Origin of the sequence: Woodsholea maritima DSM 17123, from assembly GCF_000382325.1 — a bacterium.
GTDB lineage: Bacteria > Pseudomonadota > Alphaproteobacteria > Caulobacterales > Maricaulaceae > Woodsholea > Woodsholea maritima.
On the sequence record NZ_KB908056.1, the window covers coordinates 399,095 to 416,712 of the forward strand.

General features: G+C 56.3%; 17 protein-coding genes and 1 tRNA gene. 14 read left to right on the forward strand and 4 right to left on the reverse strand.

Going from position 1 to position 17,618, the window contains the following annotated elements; translation table 11 throughout:
• Positions 1–10 precede the first annotated feature (10 nt).
• The 3 genes from H151_RS0101960 to H151_RS0101970 all read left to right on the forward strand — a co-directional run bounded on the left by H151_RS0101960 (position 11) and on the right by H151_RS0101970 (position 3,588).
• The gene (locus H151_RS0101960) at positions 11–475 is read left to right on the forward strand and encodes a YHS domain-containing (seleno)protein (protein WP_019959942.1); all 465 of its coding nucleotides are present in this window, start codon (positions 11–13) and stop codon (positions 473–475) included.
• An 84-nt stretch (positions 476–559) separates the two neighbouring features.
• On the forward strand, positions 560–1,270 hold the full coding sequence (locus H151_RS0101965; protein ID WP_019959943.1) for a 6-phosphogluconolactonase: 711 nt from the start codon (positions 560–562) through the stop codon (positions 1,268–1,270).
• A 191-nt stretch (positions 1,271–1,461) separates the two neighbouring features.
• On the forward strand, positions 1,462–3,588 hold the full coding sequence (locus H151_RS0101970; protein ID WP_083918359.1) for a TonB-dependent receptor: 2,127 nt from the start codon (positions 1,462–1,464) through the stop codon (positions 3,586–3,588).
• Between the two features lie 266 nt (positions 3,589–3,854).
• Here H151_RS0101970 and H151_RS0101975 read toward each other — a convergent pair.
• Positions 3,855–3,931: transfer RNA gene (locus H151_RS0101975), tRNA-Arg, on the reverse strand.
• A 171-nt stretch (positions 3,932–4,102) separates the two neighbouring features.
• Positions 4,103–5,092 carry a P1 family peptidase gene (locus H151_RS0101980; RefSeq protein ID WP_019959945.1) on the reverse strand — a complete coding sequence of 330 codons (990 nt, stop codon included), beginning with the start codon at positions 5,090–5,092 and terminating at the stop codon, positions 4,103–4,105.
• Positions 5,093–5,164: 72 nt separating this feature from the next.
• Between H151_RS0101980 and H151_RS0101985 the strand changes: the two genes are divergently transcribed.
• The gene (locus H151_RS0101985) at positions 5,165–6,949 is read left to right on the forward strand and encodes a gamma-glutamyltransferase family protein (protein ID WP_019959946.1); all 1,785 of its coding nucleotides are present in this window, start codon (positions 5,165–5,167) and stop codon (positions 6,947–6,949) included.
• Here H151_RS0101985 and H151_RS15185 read toward each other — a convergent pair.
• Positions 6,946–8,427 (reverse strand): sensor histidine kinase, encoded by a 1,482-nt coding sequence (locus tag H151_RS15185; protein ID WP_169336692.1) that lies wholly within the window; start codon positions 8,425–8,427, stop codon positions 6,946–6,948. The genes H151_RS0101985 and H151_RS15185 overlap by 4 nt on opposite strands.
• A gap of 345 nt (positions 8,428–8,772) precedes the next feature.
• On the opposite strand from H151_RS15185, the gene rpmH reads away from it, so the two are divergent.
• The 10 genes from rpmH to H151_RS17280 all read left to right on the forward strand — a co-directional run bounded on the left by rpmH (position 8,773) and on the right by H151_RS17280 (position 16,885).
• Complete coding sequence (rpmH, locus tag H151_RS17270) at positions 8,773–8,907, forward strand: 50S ribosomal protein L34 (RefSeq protein ID WP_083918363.1); 135 nt, start codon at positions 8,773–8,775, stop codon at positions 8,905–8,907.
• Positions 8,908–8,924: 17 nt separating this feature from the next.
• Complete coding sequence (gene rnpA, locus H151_RS17275; RefSeq protein ID WP_083918365.1) at positions 8,925–9,344, forward strand: ribonuclease P protein component; 420 nt, start codon at positions 8,925–8,927, stop codon at positions 9,342–9,344.
• Positions 9,345–9,352: 8 nt separating this feature from the next.
• A complete protein-coding gene (gene yidC / locus H151_RS0102000; RefSeq protein ID WP_019959949.1) occupies positions 9,353–11,155 on the forward strand; it encodes a membrane protein insertase YidC in 1,803 nt (600 codons plus the stop codon).
• Positions 11,156–11,818 (forward strand): ribosome biogenesis GTP-binding protein YihA/YsxC, encoded by a 663-nt coding sequence (gene yihA / locus H151_RS0102005; RefSeq protein WP_019959950.1) that lies wholly within the window; start codon positions 11,156–11,158, stop codon positions 11,816–11,818.
• A 5-nt stretch (positions 11,819–11,823) separates the two neighbouring features.
• On the forward strand, positions 11,824–12,831 hold the full coding sequence (locus tag H151_RS0102010; RefSeq protein ID WP_019959951.1) for a DUF1036 domain-containing protein: 1,008 nt from the start codon (positions 11,824–11,826) through the stop codon (positions 12,829–12,831).
• Positions 12,831–13,541 carry a pyrimidine 5'-nucleotidase gene (locus H151_RS15190; RefSeq protein WP_019959952.1) on the forward strand — a complete coding sequence of 237 codons (711 nt, stop codon included), beginning with the start codon at positions 12,831–12,833 and terminating at the stop codon, positions 13,539–13,541. The genes H151_RS0102010 and H151_RS15190 overlap by 1 nt, the downstream gene beginning before the upstream one ends.
• A 27-nt stretch (positions 13,542–13,568) precedes the next feature.
• Positions 13,569–14,402 carry a 2,3,4,5-tetrahydropyridine-2,6-dicarboxylate N-succinyltransferase gene (dapD, locus tag H151_RS0102020; protein ID WP_019959953.1) on the forward strand — a complete coding sequence of 278 codons (834 nt, stop codon included), beginning with the start codon at positions 13,569–13,571 and terminating at the stop codon, positions 14,400–14,402.
• A 30-nt stretch (positions 14,403–14,432) separates the two neighbouring features.
• On the forward strand, positions 14,433–15,593 hold the full coding sequence (gene dapE, locus H151_RS0102025) for a succinyl-diaminopimelate desuccinylase (protein WP_019959954.1): 1,161 nt from the start codon (positions 14,433–14,435) through the stop codon (positions 15,591–15,593).
• On the forward strand, positions 15,590–16,171 hold the full coding sequence (locus H151_RS0102030) for a hypothetical protein (protein ID WP_019959955.1): 582 nt from the start codon (positions 15,590–15,592) through the stop codon (positions 16,169–16,171). The genes dapE and H151_RS0102030 overlap by 4 nt, the downstream gene beginning before the upstream one ends.
• A gap of 231 nt (positions 16,172–16,402) precedes the next feature.
• The gene (locus H151_RS17280) at positions 16,403–16,885 is read left to right on the forward strand and encodes a DUF2335 domain-containing protein (RefSeq protein WP_083918367.1); all 483 of its coding nucleotides are present in this window, start codon (positions 16,403–16,405) and stop codon (positions 16,883–16,885) included.
• On the opposite strand, the gene truA is transcribed toward H151_RS17280, so the two are convergent.
• Positions 16,876–17,616: a tRNA pseudouridine(38-40) synthase TruA gene (gene truA / locus H151_RS0102035; RefSeq protein WP_019959957.1), complete on the reverse strand. Its 741-nt coding sequence runs from the start codon at positions 17,614–17,616 to the stop codon at positions 16,876–16,878. The two genes, H151_RS17280 and truA, sit on opposite strands and share 10 nt — an antisense overlap.
• Between the last annotated feature and the right edge of the window lie 2 nt (positions 17,617–17,618).

Consider the following 17,618-nt stretch of genomic DNA (forward strand, 5'->3'; position numbering starts at 1 on the left):
GAGGTTTTATATGTTATACTGCGCGCTCGCTCTTTTCAGCCTCACCCTGGTTCTAAGCCCGCTGGCCCAAGCCCAAAGTGCCCAGGTCGATACACGCCCCGTCTATACCGGCACCTTCTCCAACACGGCGCTGGAAGGCTATGACGCCGTGGCCTATCATAGCGAAGGCCAAGCCATCCGCGGCCATCGTGATTTTCGCACGCAGTGGCGCGGTGCTGAATGGCGCTTTGTCAGCCAAGACAATTTAGAATTATTCCTGGCCGATCCTGATCGCTATGCGCCGCAATATGGCGGGCATTGTTCCTGGGCTATGGCGCAAGGCTATGGCGCGAAGGGCGATCCGCTGGCCTGGGACATCGTCGATGGCCGGCTCTATCTCAATTACAACCGCGAAATCCAAGAGCGCTGGCAACAAGACCCCGAAGGCTTCATCACCCAAGGCGATGAGAACTACCCCCATGTGTTGAGCGAGTAAGCCCCAGCATCCAAATTTCAGACCTTGAATGAAGGGCGAAAGCACGCTTTAGTTTGGTAAGAGTTTGTTTAAGGACATCAGCATTTGCCCCTTGTCTTTCACACCCACCCAACCCGCCAAGCCCGCGATGTTGCACTCTGCCAAGTCATTGAAACTCGGTTGAGGTCAGCTCTCGCAGAACGCGGACAAGCTTGCTTTATTGGTGCGGGGGGTGGCACGCCGCGCGGGGTGTATGACGCGCTCTCACACTGCGATCTGGATTGGCCTCGCATTACGCTGACCACCAGTGACGCCATCTGCCTGCCTGAGGCTTTGATGGATGATTTCCCCCATGTGATGAAAACCGCGCTGCATCAGAACAAGGCTGCACATGCGCCCTTTACGGCCCTCTATGAGCGCGGAGAAAGCGCGGATCAAGCCATCACCCGCGCGCAAAACGCCCTCAAGCCGATGATGACGGGGCCGGTGTATACACTGCTGGGCATGGGCACTGACGGCCATATCGCCTCGCTCTACCCCCATGCTTTAGGACTAGAACGCGCGCTGGCCCTGGATACGGATGATCTTATCGCGCCGCTTGCACCCACCAATCTCAACGCCCAACCCTTTGTACGGATAAGCTTTACCTACACCGCATTGATCGCCAGCACCGCCCTCATGATCCTTCTCGACGGACCTGATAAGCGCGCGGCCCTAGATCAGTTTTTGAACAATGATGACCTCATCGCCCATCCCGCCAGCGCAGTTCTGCGTCAAGAGCAAACACCGGTCGAGATTTATTGGTCGCAGGTGTGAGGGGGACGCGCTTAGATCGCACGTATAAATCCTCTTACACCTGACGCACCATCGCTCCAATCATCGCCCAGAAAATACCCCGCAATAATGAAGACGTGTGGCGGTGAGATGCAGCTCGCCCCTTTAAACGCGGCACATTAAATGTAATAAGATATGTTATATCATAACCCTTCATTTCGGAGCCTTCTTACATGTACCGCATACTGTCGCTCCTCAGCGCTTCAATTCTAACAACACCCCCCATCTATGCTCAGCCCAGTGAGGACGCGCCGATCATCGATAGGATTGTGGTAACTGCGCCTGCACTCAACCGCGTTCATGAAATTAATGCCGGTGCCTTTGGTGCAAGAGACGTGATGGAGATTCCCTTGGCCATTCAGAGCTATGACGCGCGCGCCATCACTGAAGCCTCAGCGCGAACCGCTGCAGACATAGTATTAAGAGACCCCTCTGTGCTCAGTGCGAGTGGCGGATCTGCGTTCGATAATTTCCGGTTGCGCGGTTTTGCGATGGATAGCTTTAACACGATCCGACGCGATGGTCTGACCTTGGCCCCACACCATGATGTGCAGTTGGAGAATGTTGAGCGTATCGACATTCTCAAAGGCCCTTCCGGCTTCCTCTACGGTTTCAACTCTCCCGGCGGGACAATCAACTATATTCTAAAACGCCCCACCCAAGAGCCCTTTTTAACCGCGACATTAGGCGGGTCATCTCTTGAACAGACCTATATCGCCCTTGATGGCAGCTTAACCACCATGCAAGACACGCTGGGGGTCCGTGTGAATGCAGGCCATGAAAAGACCGGCAATTTCGACCATGCGCGCGATATGGAACGCAGCTTTTTCGGGCTCGCGACAGACATCCGCTTCAGTGAGGGCGCGCTTCTTCAAATCAATGGTGACTGGTCCAAAAAGTCGACCATTGCTGACCCGCTCCTGCGCGCGGATCAAAGCCCGCGTACCGACCCGCTTGACCCAGCAAGCTTTATCTTGCCGCCCCGCATTGACCGGCGCGACCTTCTCACAGGGAGCTGGTATCGTCATGAAACCGAAGGATTAAACTTCGATACCCGGCTTGAACTCGCGCTTTCGCAAAATTGGCTCACCATCCTTCAGGCCAATTATTCGCGCGTTGAGCGCAATGGCGGCTACACCGATCTTTTTGATATTCAGCCCAATGGCGATATTGGTTGGGGCGATCTTTACGCCTCTCGTGGCGAAATTTTCACGACCTGGTCCGTTCAAGGCTACCTCGCGGGTCAATTCGAAACTCAAGGCATCAGCCATGATGTTTTCTTCGGCGTGTCTCATCGCAGCTTCAGCGATAAAAGCCCATTTTGGGACTATGTCGACACCGATGGCCCCTTAGGGATGAATGGCATTACCGTCGGCAATATTCTAAACCCCGTTCAACCGCCCGTTTATGATTTTGGCCCTGAACAAGCGATTAATTTCAAATCCAGTATTAAAGAAAGCTCCGTCTTCGCCACGGACCTTGTTACACTCAATGATCAGGTTCAGCTCCTGTTCGGGGGACGTTACATCTGGTACCGGGCGGACGACCTGTCTGCAGACGCGCTGCCCCAGCGGGAAAACACCTTCGTCCCGACCGGGGCCGTAATGTTTCGCCCCACGACTAACATCCTGACATATGCCAGTTATTCACGCGGACTTGAAAAAGGCGATTATGCACCGTTTAACGCAAACAACGCCAATCAGCCCACCGATCCCATCGAAAGTCGTCAATATGAAGTTGGCATCAAGGCCGACCTTCTGACCAACCTCAATCTCGGATTGGCGCTCTTTGACATCAAACGGGACGCCAGCTACCTCAATCTGGACAATGATTATGTCAGTGCGGGGCGCTATCACCATCGCGGAATGGAATTCACCCTAACCGGACAGGTAACCGACACACTCTCTCTTACCGGCGCTCTGGCCTGGATTGACACTGAACTTAAAGATGTAAGCGATGAAACGACTCTAGGCAAACGCACTGAAAGTGTTCCCGAATGGAAGACAACTCTTGGCGCACGCTATCAAATTCAGGCGCTACCCGGCCTTTCAGTCGACGGCCAAGTCAACTATGTTGGAAACCAGCCTGTTGATGCGCAAAACAGCGGCTTTATTCCATCTTTCACCGTTGTTGATGCGGGTATCAGTTATGATACATCAATTATGAAAAGACCTGTTCAATTGCGCGTGCAAGCAAAAAATCTCTTTGATAAATATTACTACGCCAGCGCTTATTACTCAGGGGGCCTAGATATTGGTCGACCCCGTGAAGTCTTTGTTACACTTAAAACAAGCTTCTAATCAGCCTCAACACTCTTTTGTAAGCCCTGCCCGTTACGGTGCTTTCGCCGTCGGGCGGGGTTTTATTCACTTTAGCTCTTAAAAAGGGCCGCGTAACAGCACATATCTGCCCACTCGCGCAGGCTTCGCGACATCGTATTGGATTTGAAGAGGAATGGCGCGCCTTGGCGGGCCCACTTCGAACCCGCAGGGTTCGCAAGGGCGACCGCCCGCCCGCAGCGTGAGCGAGGATCGACTGAGCGGACGCGAAGGAGAACAAGTAAAAATGGCGCGCTGGGGAAGATTCGAACTCCCGACCCTCAGATTCGTAGTCTGATGCTCTATCCAGCTGAGCTACCAGCGCCAAGCGGTGTGTGCGTCGTGGCCAACACCGCTGAAGAGGCGCGGAAACTAGCGGAGGGTTTCGCACTTGGCAAGCACCGGTCTGCACATAAAGTGCAGCCATATGCAGCGCGCACCATTATTCCATATGTATCAATATGTTAGCTTCACGCCAGGCTCTAAATTAAGACACCTAGCCCTCTCCTTTCGCCGCATGACAGCCGCGCGCCACGGCGCGGGCCAGACAATCGGCCGCCAGACTGCCCAGGCGCGCCAAGGTGAAGGGCTGGGGCTCACTTAGAGGCTTCAGACCTGTTGAGACCACAAAGACCACATCGCCATCGAAGGGCGTGTGGATGGGGCGCAGCGCGCGCGCCAAACCATCTTGGGCCATCACCGCCATGCGCCGCGCCTGATCCTTGGTGAGGATCGCATCGGTGGCAATCACCCCAATCGTGGTATTGGTGCGTGGACTTGCCTCAACCTTGGCCGCGCCCCAATCCTCACCGTTGAGGACATAATCCGCGGGCGGACGCACGCCGCCAAACTCGCCCTCAATCTCCAAAGGCCAGGCCCAATAGGCCTCAGTCCCTGGCAAGGTGGGCGATCCAAAACTGTTGACACAGACCAGCGCCGCAATTGTAAAGCCCTCATCGGTGACAAAACTCGCTGAGCCCGTGCCGCCGGGATATTGCCCCGCCTGTGCGCCATAGCCGGCCCCGGCCTTACCCTGTTTGACCGGACCATCGCTTAAGGCTTCAAACGCTGCGATGCCTAAATCACGGTAAGGAGGATGATCGCCCCAGGCCTTATCCCCGCCATTGGCGAGATCATAAAGAATAGCACCGGGCACAATCGGACTTTTGGGTACGCCGGGCAAATCCATCAGGCCATAGCCGCGCCCCATCGCGCCCAGGCGCGCACACACGCCATCACAGGCCGCCAGCCCATAGACAGATCCGCCTGACAGCACGATAGCATCGACCTGATCGACCAGACCGCCCGCATTCAGCGTATCGGTTTCGCGCGTACCCGGTCCGCCGCCACGCACATCAACCCCGGCGGTCATCGGTTGATCGCCGACAATCACGCTGACCCCGGTTTTTACGTCTAGACTGTGGGCCTGACCCACTTTAAGCCCCTTAACATCGGTGAGATCATTCCTATATCCGGGCCCGGCCATGGCATTTTCCTTTGTCAGTCAGACGTTGGACGTTATGGTGAGTATTCTGCGGTAAAGAGCAAGGGGGGAGCTATGCGCTCGATCGGTCTTTTCACGTCATTGTGCCTTGGCGCATCCTTGATCAGCCTGGCCGCGTGTCAGCCCGCTCCCGAGGCGACACAAACCCAGACGGCCCCTTCCCCTGCCCCCAGCGTGCAAGAGGTTCTGACCCCCACCCCGGTCAATGTCTCGCAAGAGCGCCCCAAAGCCATGGTCGCGGCGGCCAATCCTTTGGCGGTTGAAGCGGGCCTGAAGGCACTGCGTGATGGCGGTGATGTGGTCGATGCCGCGATTGCGATCCAGGCCGTTCTGGGCCTGGTAGAGCCGCAAAGCTCTGGCATTGGCGGCGGGGCATTTATGCTGCGCTATGATGCCAAGGCGCAAACCATCACTGTCTATGATGGACGTGAAACCGCACCCAGCGCCGTTGATGAGACGTTATTCCTCAGCGAAAGCGACCAACCGCTTGATTTCCTGACCGCCTGGACCAGTGGACGCGCCGTGGGCGTGCCCGGCGTCATCGCCATGTTGGCCATCGCCCATGACGATCATGGCAAGCTGGACTGGGCGAGTGATTTTTCCAGCGCCATCAGCCTGGCCAATCACGGCTTCCCGGTTGCCAAACGCCTGCATGATGTCAGCGAGCAAGTGATGGCCTATTCCCCCCTGGATGAGCGCCCGGCCACGGCCAGCTATTTCTATGACGATCAGGGTCGGCCTTGGCCCATTGGCCATGTGCTGACCAATACCGCTTATGCCCAGACTTTGAGCTTGATCGCCGCCGATTGGCGTAACTTCTATGAAGGCCCGATCGCGCTGGGCATTGTTGAGGCCACCCGTGCCGAGCCCTTACCTGGGGCAATTACCATGGAAGATCTCGCCAGCTATACCCCGGTAAAGCGCGAGGCGTTGTGTGTGCCCTATCGCAGCTATCAAGTGTGTGGCGCGCCGCCGCCCGCCTCTGGCGGCGTCGCCGTGGGCCAGATCATGGGCATGCTCAACCATTTCGATATGCAGGCCCTGGGCCCGACCCGCGATGGCTGGCACGTCTTCATTGACGCTAATCGTCTGGCCTATGCCGACCGCGATCAATATGTCGGTGATCCGGATTTTGTAGATGTGCCCATCGAGGGCTTATTGGATAGCGATTATCTCGCCAGTCGGGCCGCCCTGATCACCATGGATCAAGCCCTGGTGCGGGCCTTGCCCGGTGAACCGCCGCGGGCTGAAACCATGGGCATTGATGCCTCCAACGATGCGCCCGGCACCAGCCATTTTGTCATTCGCGATAATGACGGCAATGTCCTGTCGATGACCACGACGGTGGAAAGCCCTTTCGGCAGTCAGCGCATGACCCATGGCTTCCTGCTGAACAACCAACTCACCGATTTTGCGCGCGCGCCGCGCGATGAAGAAGGGCGTTTGATGGCCAATGCCCCGGCAGCGGGAAAGCGTCCACGCTCATCCATGTCGCCGACGATTGTTTTGGATCAGGACAATAATTTTGTGCTGGCCACAGGCTCACCGGGCGGTAATTCCATCATCGGTTACACCGTGAAATCTCTGGTCGCCATGCTGGACTGGGGCATGACCCCGGGTGAAGCCGCTGCCATGCCCAATGTGGTTGCGCGCGGGGAAATCACCCGCATGGAAGAAGGGTTTGATCCGGACATCCAACAAGACCTACGCGCCCAAGGTCACCGCATCGAAGGCGGACGCGGCGAAGTGTCCGGCATTCACATCATTCGCGCTCTACCCGATGGCGGCAGTGAAGGCGCGGCAGATCCGCGCCGCGATGGTCAGGCCCGCCATCCTTAAGCGCTTAAAGATTGGTGCTCCGCCAGATGTGCGCGTTTGAAGAGCACTTCGAACGCGCTACCGCGCTCATCGGTTTTTACCAGGCGCACATCCCCGCCCATATTGCGTGCCAATTCGCGCGCAATGGAGAGGCCCAAGCCTGAGCCCCCCACGCGGGTGCTGGTGCCGAAGGCCTGAAATAGGCTGTCCCGCACACGCTCTGGGATGCCTGGACCACAATCTTCAATCTGGATCCGCACCTCATCACCCTCCACCACCGCATCAACCCGCAGACACCGCTGCTCTTGGCCCTCCATGGCCTGCAGAGCGTTGCGAAACAGGTTGAGGAAGATGCGATAAGCTTGCTCGCGATCGGCCTCGATATGGATCTCAGCCTCAATCGCGTTGATCCATTCAGCATCGCCCAGGATTTCCAAGGCATCGCGGCCCGCCTCATCCAGTAGCGCTCCCAAAGGCGTGGCATCCAGAACCGGCGCACGCTCGCTGGTGCGGCCATAGGCCAACACATCCTGACACAGGCCAATCCCGCGATTGACCGCGCGCACCAGACGCTCGCCCAGCGCGGCCGTCCTTTGATCGCGCGACATCGCCAAGCGGTCTGACATCAATTGCGCAGACGCCAGCACATTCCTAAGATCATGATTGATCTTGGCCACCGCCCCGCCCAAAGCCGCCAAACGCTCGCGCTGGCGCAGGGCATCGCGCACATCCTTTTGCATCTCGGCTAAAGCCTTTTCGGCTTCACCGATTTCATCCCCAGATACCGACGGCGTGATCTGACGGGTAATATCCATGGGATTTTCTTGAAACGCCGTCATCGACTTGGCAAGACGACGCATCGGGCGCACCAAGAGAAACAGGAGGGAGATATAGATCAGGCCACCGGTCAGGATCGAAGTAAACAGCGAAACCCCCAGCATATAGCGCGAATAACGCGACAGCGCTTGCTGCAAAGGGGCCTCTGGTACGATCACAAAGACCAGCTCATCTGGGCGCGAAGGCGGGCGGGCTTTGATCAGAATATGGCGGGGTTTCTGATTAAAAAAGAAATCCATCAAAGCGATCATGTTCGACCAGGGATTGACGTGATCAAGATCAGCTTCGATCAGATGTTCCGGCACCGTCTTGGTGCCCAGCACCAATTCATTGAAGCCATCCCAAACCCGCGACACCGCAATCGCATCCACACCGCTTAACAACTCCAGGGCGATTTCATCCCCCACCGGCATACCACCCGCCGCATCTACGGCGAGAATCGCTAAATGCGCGTCCGCCGCGCGCCCTTCCAACCAACGAATCCGAAAGCTGGCCGCCGAAGGGATAAAAATCATCACCTGGGCCAACATGACAAAAAAGATGGTGAGCAGCAGCAACTTACCCGGCAGGGAGCTTAAGGCACGCCCAAGCCCATGCCACGCCCGCCCAATCAGACCGGTGCGCGCCTGCATATCGTGTGTGTGTGCGTCCTTCAACGTCACACGCGGCCCCCTTAAGATCATCCCTCACGCTTCATCACGTGTTATATGGGTAGTTGCATCCGGCTTTGGCATCGCCCACGCGCTACGCACGCCCTTGCGCCTTGTGCTGGAATGCCTGTCAGTATAGCGATTTTTCACCCAAGCGTGAAATACCCTATGCTGGCCCTGCTTGTATCGCGCTTTATCAGGCCTCAAAATGGCAAAAACATGAACAATCGGTCATGATAAGCGCAGGCCGTCAGCGAGTTTTCACTGCGTTTACGCATCATCGCCCTTGACTCCTCGCCCCTAGCCACGTAGATACGCCCGCTCAAATTCAACGCGCTTAGCCTATGGAGCCCAGCCGTGAAACGCACGTACCAACCGTCGAACCTCGTTCGTAAGCGCCGTCATGGCTTCCGCGCACGCATGGCGACCAAGTCCGGCCAGCAAGTGATTGCTCGTCGTCGCGCTAAAGGTCGTCATCGCTTGTCTGCTTAAGACCAGCGGCCTTACCCGTGTTAGACTATCCAAATCGCGCCGCTCGCCTTCGCAAGCGGCGCGATTTTTTGCGTCTCAGGCATGGCTTTAAGGCCGTGCGTAAAGGCTTGATTGTTCAGGCTCTTCCTCATCCCACTGAGATGGACGCCAACACGCCCAGCCGCATCGGCTTTACCGCGACCAAGAAAATCGGCAATGCCGTAACGCGCAATCGTGCCAAGCGCCGGTTGCGCGAAGCCGCACGCCTACTGCTCTCGCAGTATGGATCACATCATACAGACTATGTATTCATCGCTCGAGCTGTTACACCGTCTCGCAATTGGACGGCTTTACTGGACGATGTGAAAAGCGCGTTGCTCAGCCTCGCGCCGGATCGACGTGAAGCGGGCACTCGCCCCCCTTCGCAGATGTCCCGGGGACATAGAGAAAAAGGATAGCGCCGCACATGGGCGATAATAAGAACACGATCATTGCGGTTGTTTTGGCCGTGATCATTTTATTCGGCTATGACTTCTTTGTTTTGAAGCCTATGCGTGATCGCGCGGCCGCCGAAGCAGAAGCAACCCAGGCGGCGCAAGAGCTGGCCCAGGCCGACGCGCCAACCCCCGATGGCATCACGCCCGACATGCCCGCAGCCCCTGTTCTGCGCGCGGTTGAAGAGGTGTTAAGCGAAGGCCAGCGCATCCCTGTACGCACCGCCACGATCGAAGGCAGCTTGAACCTAACCGGTGCGCGCCTGGATGATATACGTCTGCTCGAATACACAACCGCCGTCGATTCAACGACGCCCGTCACCTTGTTGAGCCCGCAAGATGCGCCTTTCGCCTATTATGCGGCGAATGGCTGGACCGGAATTGAAAACGCCCCGTCCAATATGCCAGGTCTCAACACGTCTTGGACCTTGGTTGAGGGTGATGTGCTGACCCCAACCACGCCTGTGGTTTTGGAATACACCACCGGGGATCTGACCTTCCGGCGCACCGTGCGCGTGGATGAACATTATATGTTCACCTATGATGACAGCGTCACCAATGCCAGCGCCCAGCCCGTGACTTTGGCGCGCTATGGCCTGGTGCGCCGCCATGGCCAACCCGCAGATCTTGCCAATTTCTACGTCCTGCATGAAGGCCCGCTGGGCGTCATGGGCAATACCTTCTTTGATCGCAAATATAAGAAGATTGATAAGGATGGCGGCCTGCAAGAGACCGGGCAAGGCGGCTGGATTGGCAATACCGATAAATATTGGATGGCTGTTACCGGGCCTTTGGGTGAAAATCCAAATCTGCGCGGGGAAATCCGTACGCTTGAGGCACGCGGTGAAACCATCTATGAATCGAATTATATTCGTGATGGTCAGATCATTGCGCCCGGTGAAACCCTCACCTCGCAAGCCTTCATCTATGCTGGTGTAAAATCCTCAGGGCTGCTGCATGACTATGAAGAAGAGCTGGGCATCCCCCGCTTTGACATGGCCATCGACTGGGGCATGTTCTGGTTCCTGACCCGTCCTTTCTTCTATCTCTTGCACCTATTTAATGGCTTCCTGGGTAATTTCGCCCTGGCCATTTTGCTGCTGACGGTTCTGATCAAGCTGGTGCTTTATCCGCTGAACAATCGCGCCTTCAGCTCGATGGCGAAAATGCGCGCCGTTCAGCCCAAAGTCCAGGAATTGCGTGAGCGCTTTGAGAATGACAAAGAGCGCCAAAGCAAGGAAATGATGGAGCTTTATAAACGCGAAAAGATCAATCCGGTCGCCGGATGCTTGCCCATCCTACCGCAGATCCCGATCTTCTTTGCGCTCTATAAAACCGTGTTCATCTCGCTCGATGCGCGCCATGAAAGCTTCACCTGGATCCAAGACCTGTCAGCCGTTGATCCCACCACGATTTGGAATTTGTTTGGATTATTGCCGTTTGACCCGTCTGGATTGCCGATTTTGGGCACGAGCCTGCATATCGGGGCATGGCCACTGATCATGGGGATTACCATGTGGGCTCAGCAGGCGCTGAACCCACCGCCCCCAGATCCGATGCAGCGGCGCATCTTTGCCTTCATGCCGATCATTTTCACCTTCGTGATGGCAAAATTCCCTGCGGCTTTGATCATTTACTGGGCCTGGAACAACACCCTGACCGTGCTGCAACAATACATTATCATGCGCACCCAGGGCCAAACCACCGAAGTTGATCGCCAGATTGCCAAGCTTCGCGATCGCTTCCTGCCCCGTAAGGGCGAAGGAGAGAATTAAGTGAGCGAGGAGACCTCTAGCTCATCTGATGACGCCCATGCGGCCCGCCTCGAGGCGGGCCGCATGCTCTTTGCTGCCGGTTGCGAGTTCATGATGGGCGCGGTGAATATGAACCATTTACCGCCCAGCGATGTGCCAGAGATTGCCTTTGCCGGACGTTCAAATGTGGGCAAATCCTCGCTGGTGAATGCCATTACAGGGCGCAAATCCATTGCGCGCACCTCTGGCGATCCAGGCCGGACACGCGAGCTCAACTTCTTCAATCTCTCCGATCGCCTGCGCATTGTTGACTTGCCGGGCTATGGCTTTGCCAAAGCCCCCAAGGATGTCGCCCAGCGCTGGACCAGCCTGACGCAGGATTATCTGCGCGGCCGCGTCAATCTCAAGCGCGTCATTTTGCTGATCGATTCGCGCCATGGCATTAAAGAGAGCGATGAAGCCATCATGCAGGTCTTGGATAAATCCGCAGTGGTCTACCAGATCTGTCTGACCAAGCTCGATAAGCTGCGCCCCGATGAGCAAGAGCCCGCGAAAATCGCCGCTGCGCAAAAAGTTGTCCGCCGCGCCGCCGCTTACCCCTTGATTGCCGCGACATCCTCAGCCAAAAAACTAGGGATTGAGGAATTAAGGGCCGATCTTGCTGATCTGGCCCTACCAGGATAGAGCCGATGATCAAAACCTCGTTAAGCGCCTGTGCCCTTGTGATCGCGTTAAGCGCACCCGTACTGGCCGGAGAGGTTTGTAACGAAACCAGCTTCGTGGTGGAGATCGCCACCGCCTGGGATGGCGAGAATGCCATGACGGTCGCGGGCTGGACCCGGCTGCGCCCCGGTGAATGTGGCGAGACCCAACCGCGCACCGCGCCTGAAGGCGGCTCGGTCTTTCTCTATGCCCGCTCCAGTGATGCTTATCTGGGCGGCGTGCGCGAATGGCGCGGGGCTCATCCTTTCTGTGTCGGTGATGACACCTTCAGCTATGAAGGCGTGCAAGACTGCCTGCCCCTGGGCATGCAGGAACGCCATTTCCGCCAATTGAGCGCCGATGAGATCACCCGCACCATCTTGGTTGAGCCCTCAAACTTTGGCGAGCGCGCCGATGAGGCGGGCTTGCAGCGCCTGTTACAAAGCGCGGGCTATGACATCCGTAATATCGACGGCTATGCCGGGCGACGGACCACGCGCGCGGTGTCGGCCTTTGAAGGCGATGTCGATCAGCAATTTGGCTCAAACCGGGCTGGCCTTATGGATGCGCTGGAGCGCGCGGCCATCGCACGCAATGCCAGCGCAGGCCTGAGTATTTGCAATGATGCGAGCGCCCCCCTCGCGGTAGCCGTGGCGCGCCTTCGCCCTGAAGGCTGGCAAAGTAAGGGCTGGTGGCGTATTGAAACGGGCACGTGTGAACGCACCATTGCGGCGCGTTTAAGCGCCAATGAAACCTTCGCCTATGCCATGCGCATTGACGGCGATACGCCCGAACCTATGGTGACCGGCACACAAGGTTTTTGCCTGGCACCCGCGCGTTTCCTGGCTGAAGGGGAAAATGAGTGCGAGGCGCGCGGCTATCAATCGGCGCAATTTCGCGCCGTCCCCGCGCCTGAAAACGGCGCGACCATTCTGCGCTTCAACGATAGCGATTTCGTCTCCGCCCCACAGCCGCGCCAAGCAGGAGGCCAATAATGGCCCCAAACCTTTTCAAGCCCGATCTCAACCATGTTGAGACCTGGGTTTTTGACCTAGATCAGACCCTGTATCCGGCCGAAACCGCCGTAATGAGCCAGGTTCAAGACCGCATGACACTCTATGTCATGCAGCTGTTAGACTTGCCCCGAGACGAGGCCAAACAGGTCCAATCGACCTATTTTCGTGAATATGGCACAACGCTAAGCGGTTTGATGCACCATCATAAGGTGGATATTCACGAATTCCTGGATTTCGTGCACGATATTGATCATTCGGTGATCACGCCTGATCCGCGCTTGGGTGAGCATCTCGCCCGCCTGGACGGCAAGCGCTATGTCTACACCAATGGCTCGCGCAAACATGCCGAAGACGTGCTTAAAGCGCTGAAGATAGAGCATCTTTTCGATGATCTCTTCGATATCGCCGCAGCCAATTTCACCCCCAAGCCCGAACGCGCGGCCTTTGATCAGTTTTCCAAGCATTTCGCCCTGGCCCCTAAGGCAACGGCCATGTTTGAAGATTCTGCACGCAATCTGGAAACCGCTGCAGCGCTGGGCTTTACGACCATTCTTGTAAGGTCCAAAACCGACCTCAAGGATGGCCATACTGCGGGGCCGGGCGAACATCCCGCCCATGTCCATTACGCGGTTGACTGTCTGCCGACCTTTCTTAGCCAATTGGACTTTAGTGCGCGCAAGGCCCGCTAAGCTCCTGTCGATCCGAAGAGGCCCCTCATGTCTATCCTTCTCCAATTGGAAGATGCGGTAAATCGCGCCTGGGACAATCGCGACACCATCACCCCAGACACCCAGGGCGAAGCGCGTGAATGCGTAGAGACAACGCTGAGCCAGCTCGATAACGGCACTTTGCGCGTGGCTGAAAAGGGCGCGGATGGCAATTGGGCTGTGCGCGAATGGGCCAAGAAAGCCGTGCTTTTGTCTTTCCGCTTGAACCCGATGGCCCCGATTGAGGGCGGCATCGCGGGCGCGCATTGGTGGGATAAAGTACCATCAAAGTTTGAAGGCTGGAGCGCGCAAGATTTCCAGAAAGCGGGTTTCCGCGCTGTACCGCCCTGCGCCGTGCGCCGCGGGGCCTATATCGCCAAGGGCGCGGTTTTGATGCCGTCCTATGTCAATCTGGGGGCCTATGTGGATGAAGGCGCGATGATCGACACCTGGGCCACGGTCGGCTCTTGCGCGCAAATCGGCAAGAATGTGCATATTTCCGGCGGAGCCGGGATTGGCGGCGTTCTAGAGCCTTTACAGGCCAGCCCCGTCATCATTGAAGACAACGCCTTTATCGGCGCACGCAGTGAAGTCGCAGAAGGTGTGATCGTGCGTGAAGGCGCGGTCCTGTCCATGGGGGTTTTCCTGGGCGCATCCACCAAAATTGTCGACCGCGCCACGGGCGAAGTCACGCGCGGCGAAGTTCCCGCCTATTCGGTCGTCGTGCCGGGCACCTTGCCTGATCCCAAGGGCGGGCCGTCTTTGGCCTGTGCGGTCATCGTGAAACGCGTTGATGCCCAGACCCGGTCTAAAACCAGCATTAACGAGCTGTTGCGCGACTAAGCCCTGCCTTTAATTATTGAGACGCCGACCATGACAATTGACCCCACTGATCCGATTGCGCTCAGCCAAGCCCTGATCCAGGCCCCCTCTGTCACGCCGCGTGATGAAGGGGCCTTGGACACGGTTCAAGCCGCGCTGGAGGGTCTGGGCTTTACCTGCACGCGCTATCCATTTGAAGAGGTGGATAATCTCTATGCCCGCCTGGGTACGGCTGAACCCGTGTTCTGCTTTGCCGGTCACACGGATGTGGTCCCGGAAGGCGATAGCGCGGCGTGGAGCAAAGACCCCTTTGGGGGTGTCATCGAAAACGGCATTCTATGGGGGCGCGGCGCCGCGGATATGAAGGGCGCGATTGGGGCCTTTATCGCAGCCACAGCGCGCTATCTGAAATCTCACCCCGCGCCAACGGGCTCCATCGCGCTCCTCATCACCGGTGATGAAGAAGGCCCTGGCCTTCATGGCACCAAGCGGGTCTTGGAAGCCATCACTGCGGCCGGTGAGCGCCTGACCCATTGTCTGGTGGGCGAGCCGACCAATCCCAACACCCTGGGCGATACCATCAAGGTGGGCCGGCGCGGCTCTCTCAATGGCGTCATCACGGTCCATGGTCGTCAAGGCCATGTCGCCTACCCGGAGCGGGCCGTTAATCCCATCCCTACCTTGATGGCTTTGCTATCTCGCCTGACCGCTCGGACCCTGGATGAGGGCGCACCGCATTTCCAACCTTCTAATCTGGAGATCACCAGCCTGGATGTGGGCAATCCCACCCATAATGTGATCCCGGCCAAGGCCAGTGCGCGCTTTAATATCCGCTTCAATGTCGCCCATCAGGGCCATGATTTGAAACGCTGGATCGAACAAGAAGCCCACGCCATCGACTTGAGCTTTCCCGGCGAGATTGATCTCGATTTGAAAGTCACCGGGGAGGCTTTCCTGACCGAAGATAACGCCTTCACGGGCCTTTTGAGCGAGGCAGTCGAAGCCCATACCGGACGCAAGCCTGCCCTGACCACCGGCGGGGGAACATCCGATGCGCGCTTCATTAAAAACTATGCCCCTGTGGCCGAGTTTGGCTTGGTCGGTGCCACCATGCATCAGGTTGATGAGCGGGTGCCCGTGGGCGATATCGAGGCCTTAAGCGCGATTTATGAGACCATCCTGACGCGCTATTTTCAGGCCTTTCGCGCATGATCTCGTCCAGCTTGCGTGATATTAAACCCGCCCTCATCGGCTTTGGTAAATTGATGGCCTATCAAGACGGCTGGAGAGACTATTTCGATGTCTCGACGGCCGGGGTTTTGCGCTCTTTCAGCGCCGCGATCTGGTCGCTGCCGATCTTCATTCTCTATTATTTTTGCGTCAATTACTTCTTATCGGGCCTAGCGCCTGTCGATGGCGAGCCCATTGCGACACTTGGCCTGTTGGATGGCGTCCTGACCTTTGTGCGCATCTGGGTGGCGTTTCCGATTATCGCCTTTGTGACCGTGCGTATTTTAGGCTTAGAGGCTCTCTTGGGGCCCTGGCTGAGTGTGCATAACTGGACGGTCTTCATCCTTTTACACTTCACCGGTTTTGTCTGGCTGATCTATGCCGCAGGTCTGATCGATGAAAATGGCGTATTGATCTTCAACGGTTTTTTCTATCCCGTTGTGCGCCTCTTCGTCCATTACCGCGTCGCCGAAGGGGCTTTGGGCTGTCATTGGACCACAGCGCTGGCCGCCGCCGGCATTCCATTAGTGGCCGATTGGCTGCTGATTCAACTTATATGATATTTTAGCGCTTGATTGCTCAAGTCTCTACTCGTAAGTATGATGAAAAAGGATGTCAAAAATGAGCAACAAGGCTTTCAGACTTGGCTTTTACAAAGGGGTTTCATCTCCTTTACAGTTTTTCTCGCGCGCTAACTTCAAACGCTCCCTTGCATATAAACCCTCACACGCACGTGCTTGGATAAACATAACACAAAGCATCAATCGCTCCCTACCAAAAACTGATCCATTATGACAAATAAGCATTTGCCTGAACGCAATGATGAAAAAGTCTCTCTAGACAAAGAAATATCGAACATCATTGAAAACACTGTTGGCAATAGCCCTAACGGCAAAATCGCCCAAGAACAAATAATTAACGTTTTACATAAGCGTACACAATTCTCAGGTCCATTACCTCCACCTGGACTTCTTCAAGCCTATGAGGAAATTAATCCTGGATCTGCTGAACGAATACTCAAAATGGCAGACGAAGATTTAAATCATCAACATAATTTTCATTATAGATTACTTATTGAAGATAGCAAGGATGCCTTATTAGGTCGTATATCTGGAATTTTTGCTCTCATACTTATAATTGGTGCCTCAGTTTTCTGTGGGATGAATGGCTTAAAAGAACTTTCATTAGCATTAGTTGGCACTAGTGCTATTGGTGTTATATCGGCGTTTATTATTGGAAATCGAAATAATACCGGTAGCAATTCTCAATCGTAATCGACAAAATCGAGATATAAGCCATCGGGCGGGGCCACCGGACCACAGGCCTTACGATCGCCCGCATCCAAGGCCGCTTTAAAATCCTTCGGGCTCCATTTACCCGTGCCAACCTCGGCGAGGGAGCCCACGATGGAGCGCACTTGTCGGTGAAGAAAGCTGATCGCCGCGCAGCGAAAATGCACTTCATCGCCCACTTGTGCGACCCAGGCCTTATCCATGGATTTCACCGGGCTATCGGCCTGACATTGCGCATCGCGAAACGTGGTGAAATCATGCTCGCCGATCAAATATTGCGCCGCGGCATGCATCGCATCGACATCTAAGGGCTTGAAAACCCGCCAAACCTGGCCTTGGGTCAAGGTCAAAGGCGCGCGGCGATGGATCAGGCGATAGACATAGCCGCGCTTAATCGCGCTGAAGCGGGCATGGAAATCATCACTGACCGCTTGGGCCTCAACAATTGCAATAGGTTGGGGTTTCAGGTGATAATTCAAGGCATCGCGCACTTTGTCGGCGCGGATATCGCGCTCTAAATCAACATGGGCAACCTGGCCCAGGGCATGAACCCCGCTATCAGTGCGCCCCGCGCCATAGACCTCGCGCGGACCGCCATCGAGCGCCTCACACGCGGTTTCGATGGCCTCTTGAATGGAGGGGCCATTATCCTGGCGCTGCCAACCGACATAATTTGTGCCCTCATACTCAATAGTCAGCTTGAAGCGGGCCATGA

Coding starts and splice junctions, on each gene's coding strand:
- H151_RS0101970 (WP_083918359.1), top strand. CDS start 1,462: ATGTACCGCATACTGTCGCTCCTCAGCGCTTCAATTCTAACAACACCC.
- H151_RS0101985 (WP_019959946.1), top strand. CDS start 5,165: ATGCGCTCGATCGGTCTTTTCACGTCATTGTGCCTTGGCGCATCCTTG.
- H151_RS0101960 (WP_019959942.1), top strand. CDS start 11: ATGTTATACTGCGCGCTCGCTCTTTTCAGCCTCACCCTGGTTCTAAGC.
- H151_RS0101980 (WP_019959945.1), bottom strand. CDS start 5,092: ATGGCCGGGCCCGGATATAGGAATGATCTCACCGATGTTAAGGGGCTT.
- H151_RS17280 (WP_083918367.1), top strand. CDS start 16,403: ATGACAAATAAGCATTTGCCTGAACGCAATGATGAAAAAGTCTCTCTA.
- H151_RS15190 (WP_019959952.1), top strand. CDS start 12,831: ATGGCCCCAAACCTTTTCAAGCCCGATCTCAACCATGTTGAGACCTGG.
- H151_RS0102030 (WP_019959955.1), top strand. CDS start 15,590: ATGATCTCGTCCAGCTTGCGTGATATTAAACCCGCCCTCATCGGCTTT.
- H151_RS0102010 (WP_019959951.1), top strand. CDS start 11,824: ATGATCAAAACCTCGTTAAGCGCCTGTGCCCTTGTGATCGCGTTAAGC.
- dapE (WP_019959954.1), top strand. CDS start 14,433: ATGACAATTGACCCCACTGATCCGATTGCGCTCAGCCAAGCCCTGATC.
- dapD (WP_019959953.1), top strand. CDS start 13,569: ATGTCTATCCTTCTCCAATTGGAAGATGCGGTAAATCGCGCCTGGGAC.
- truA (WP_019959957.1), bottom strand. CDS start 17,616: ATGGCCCGCTTCAAGCTGACTATTGAGTATGAGGGCACAAATTATGTC.
- yidC (WP_019959949.1), top strand. CDS start 9,353: ATGGGCGATAATAAGAACACGATCATTGCGGTTGTTTTGGCCGTGATC.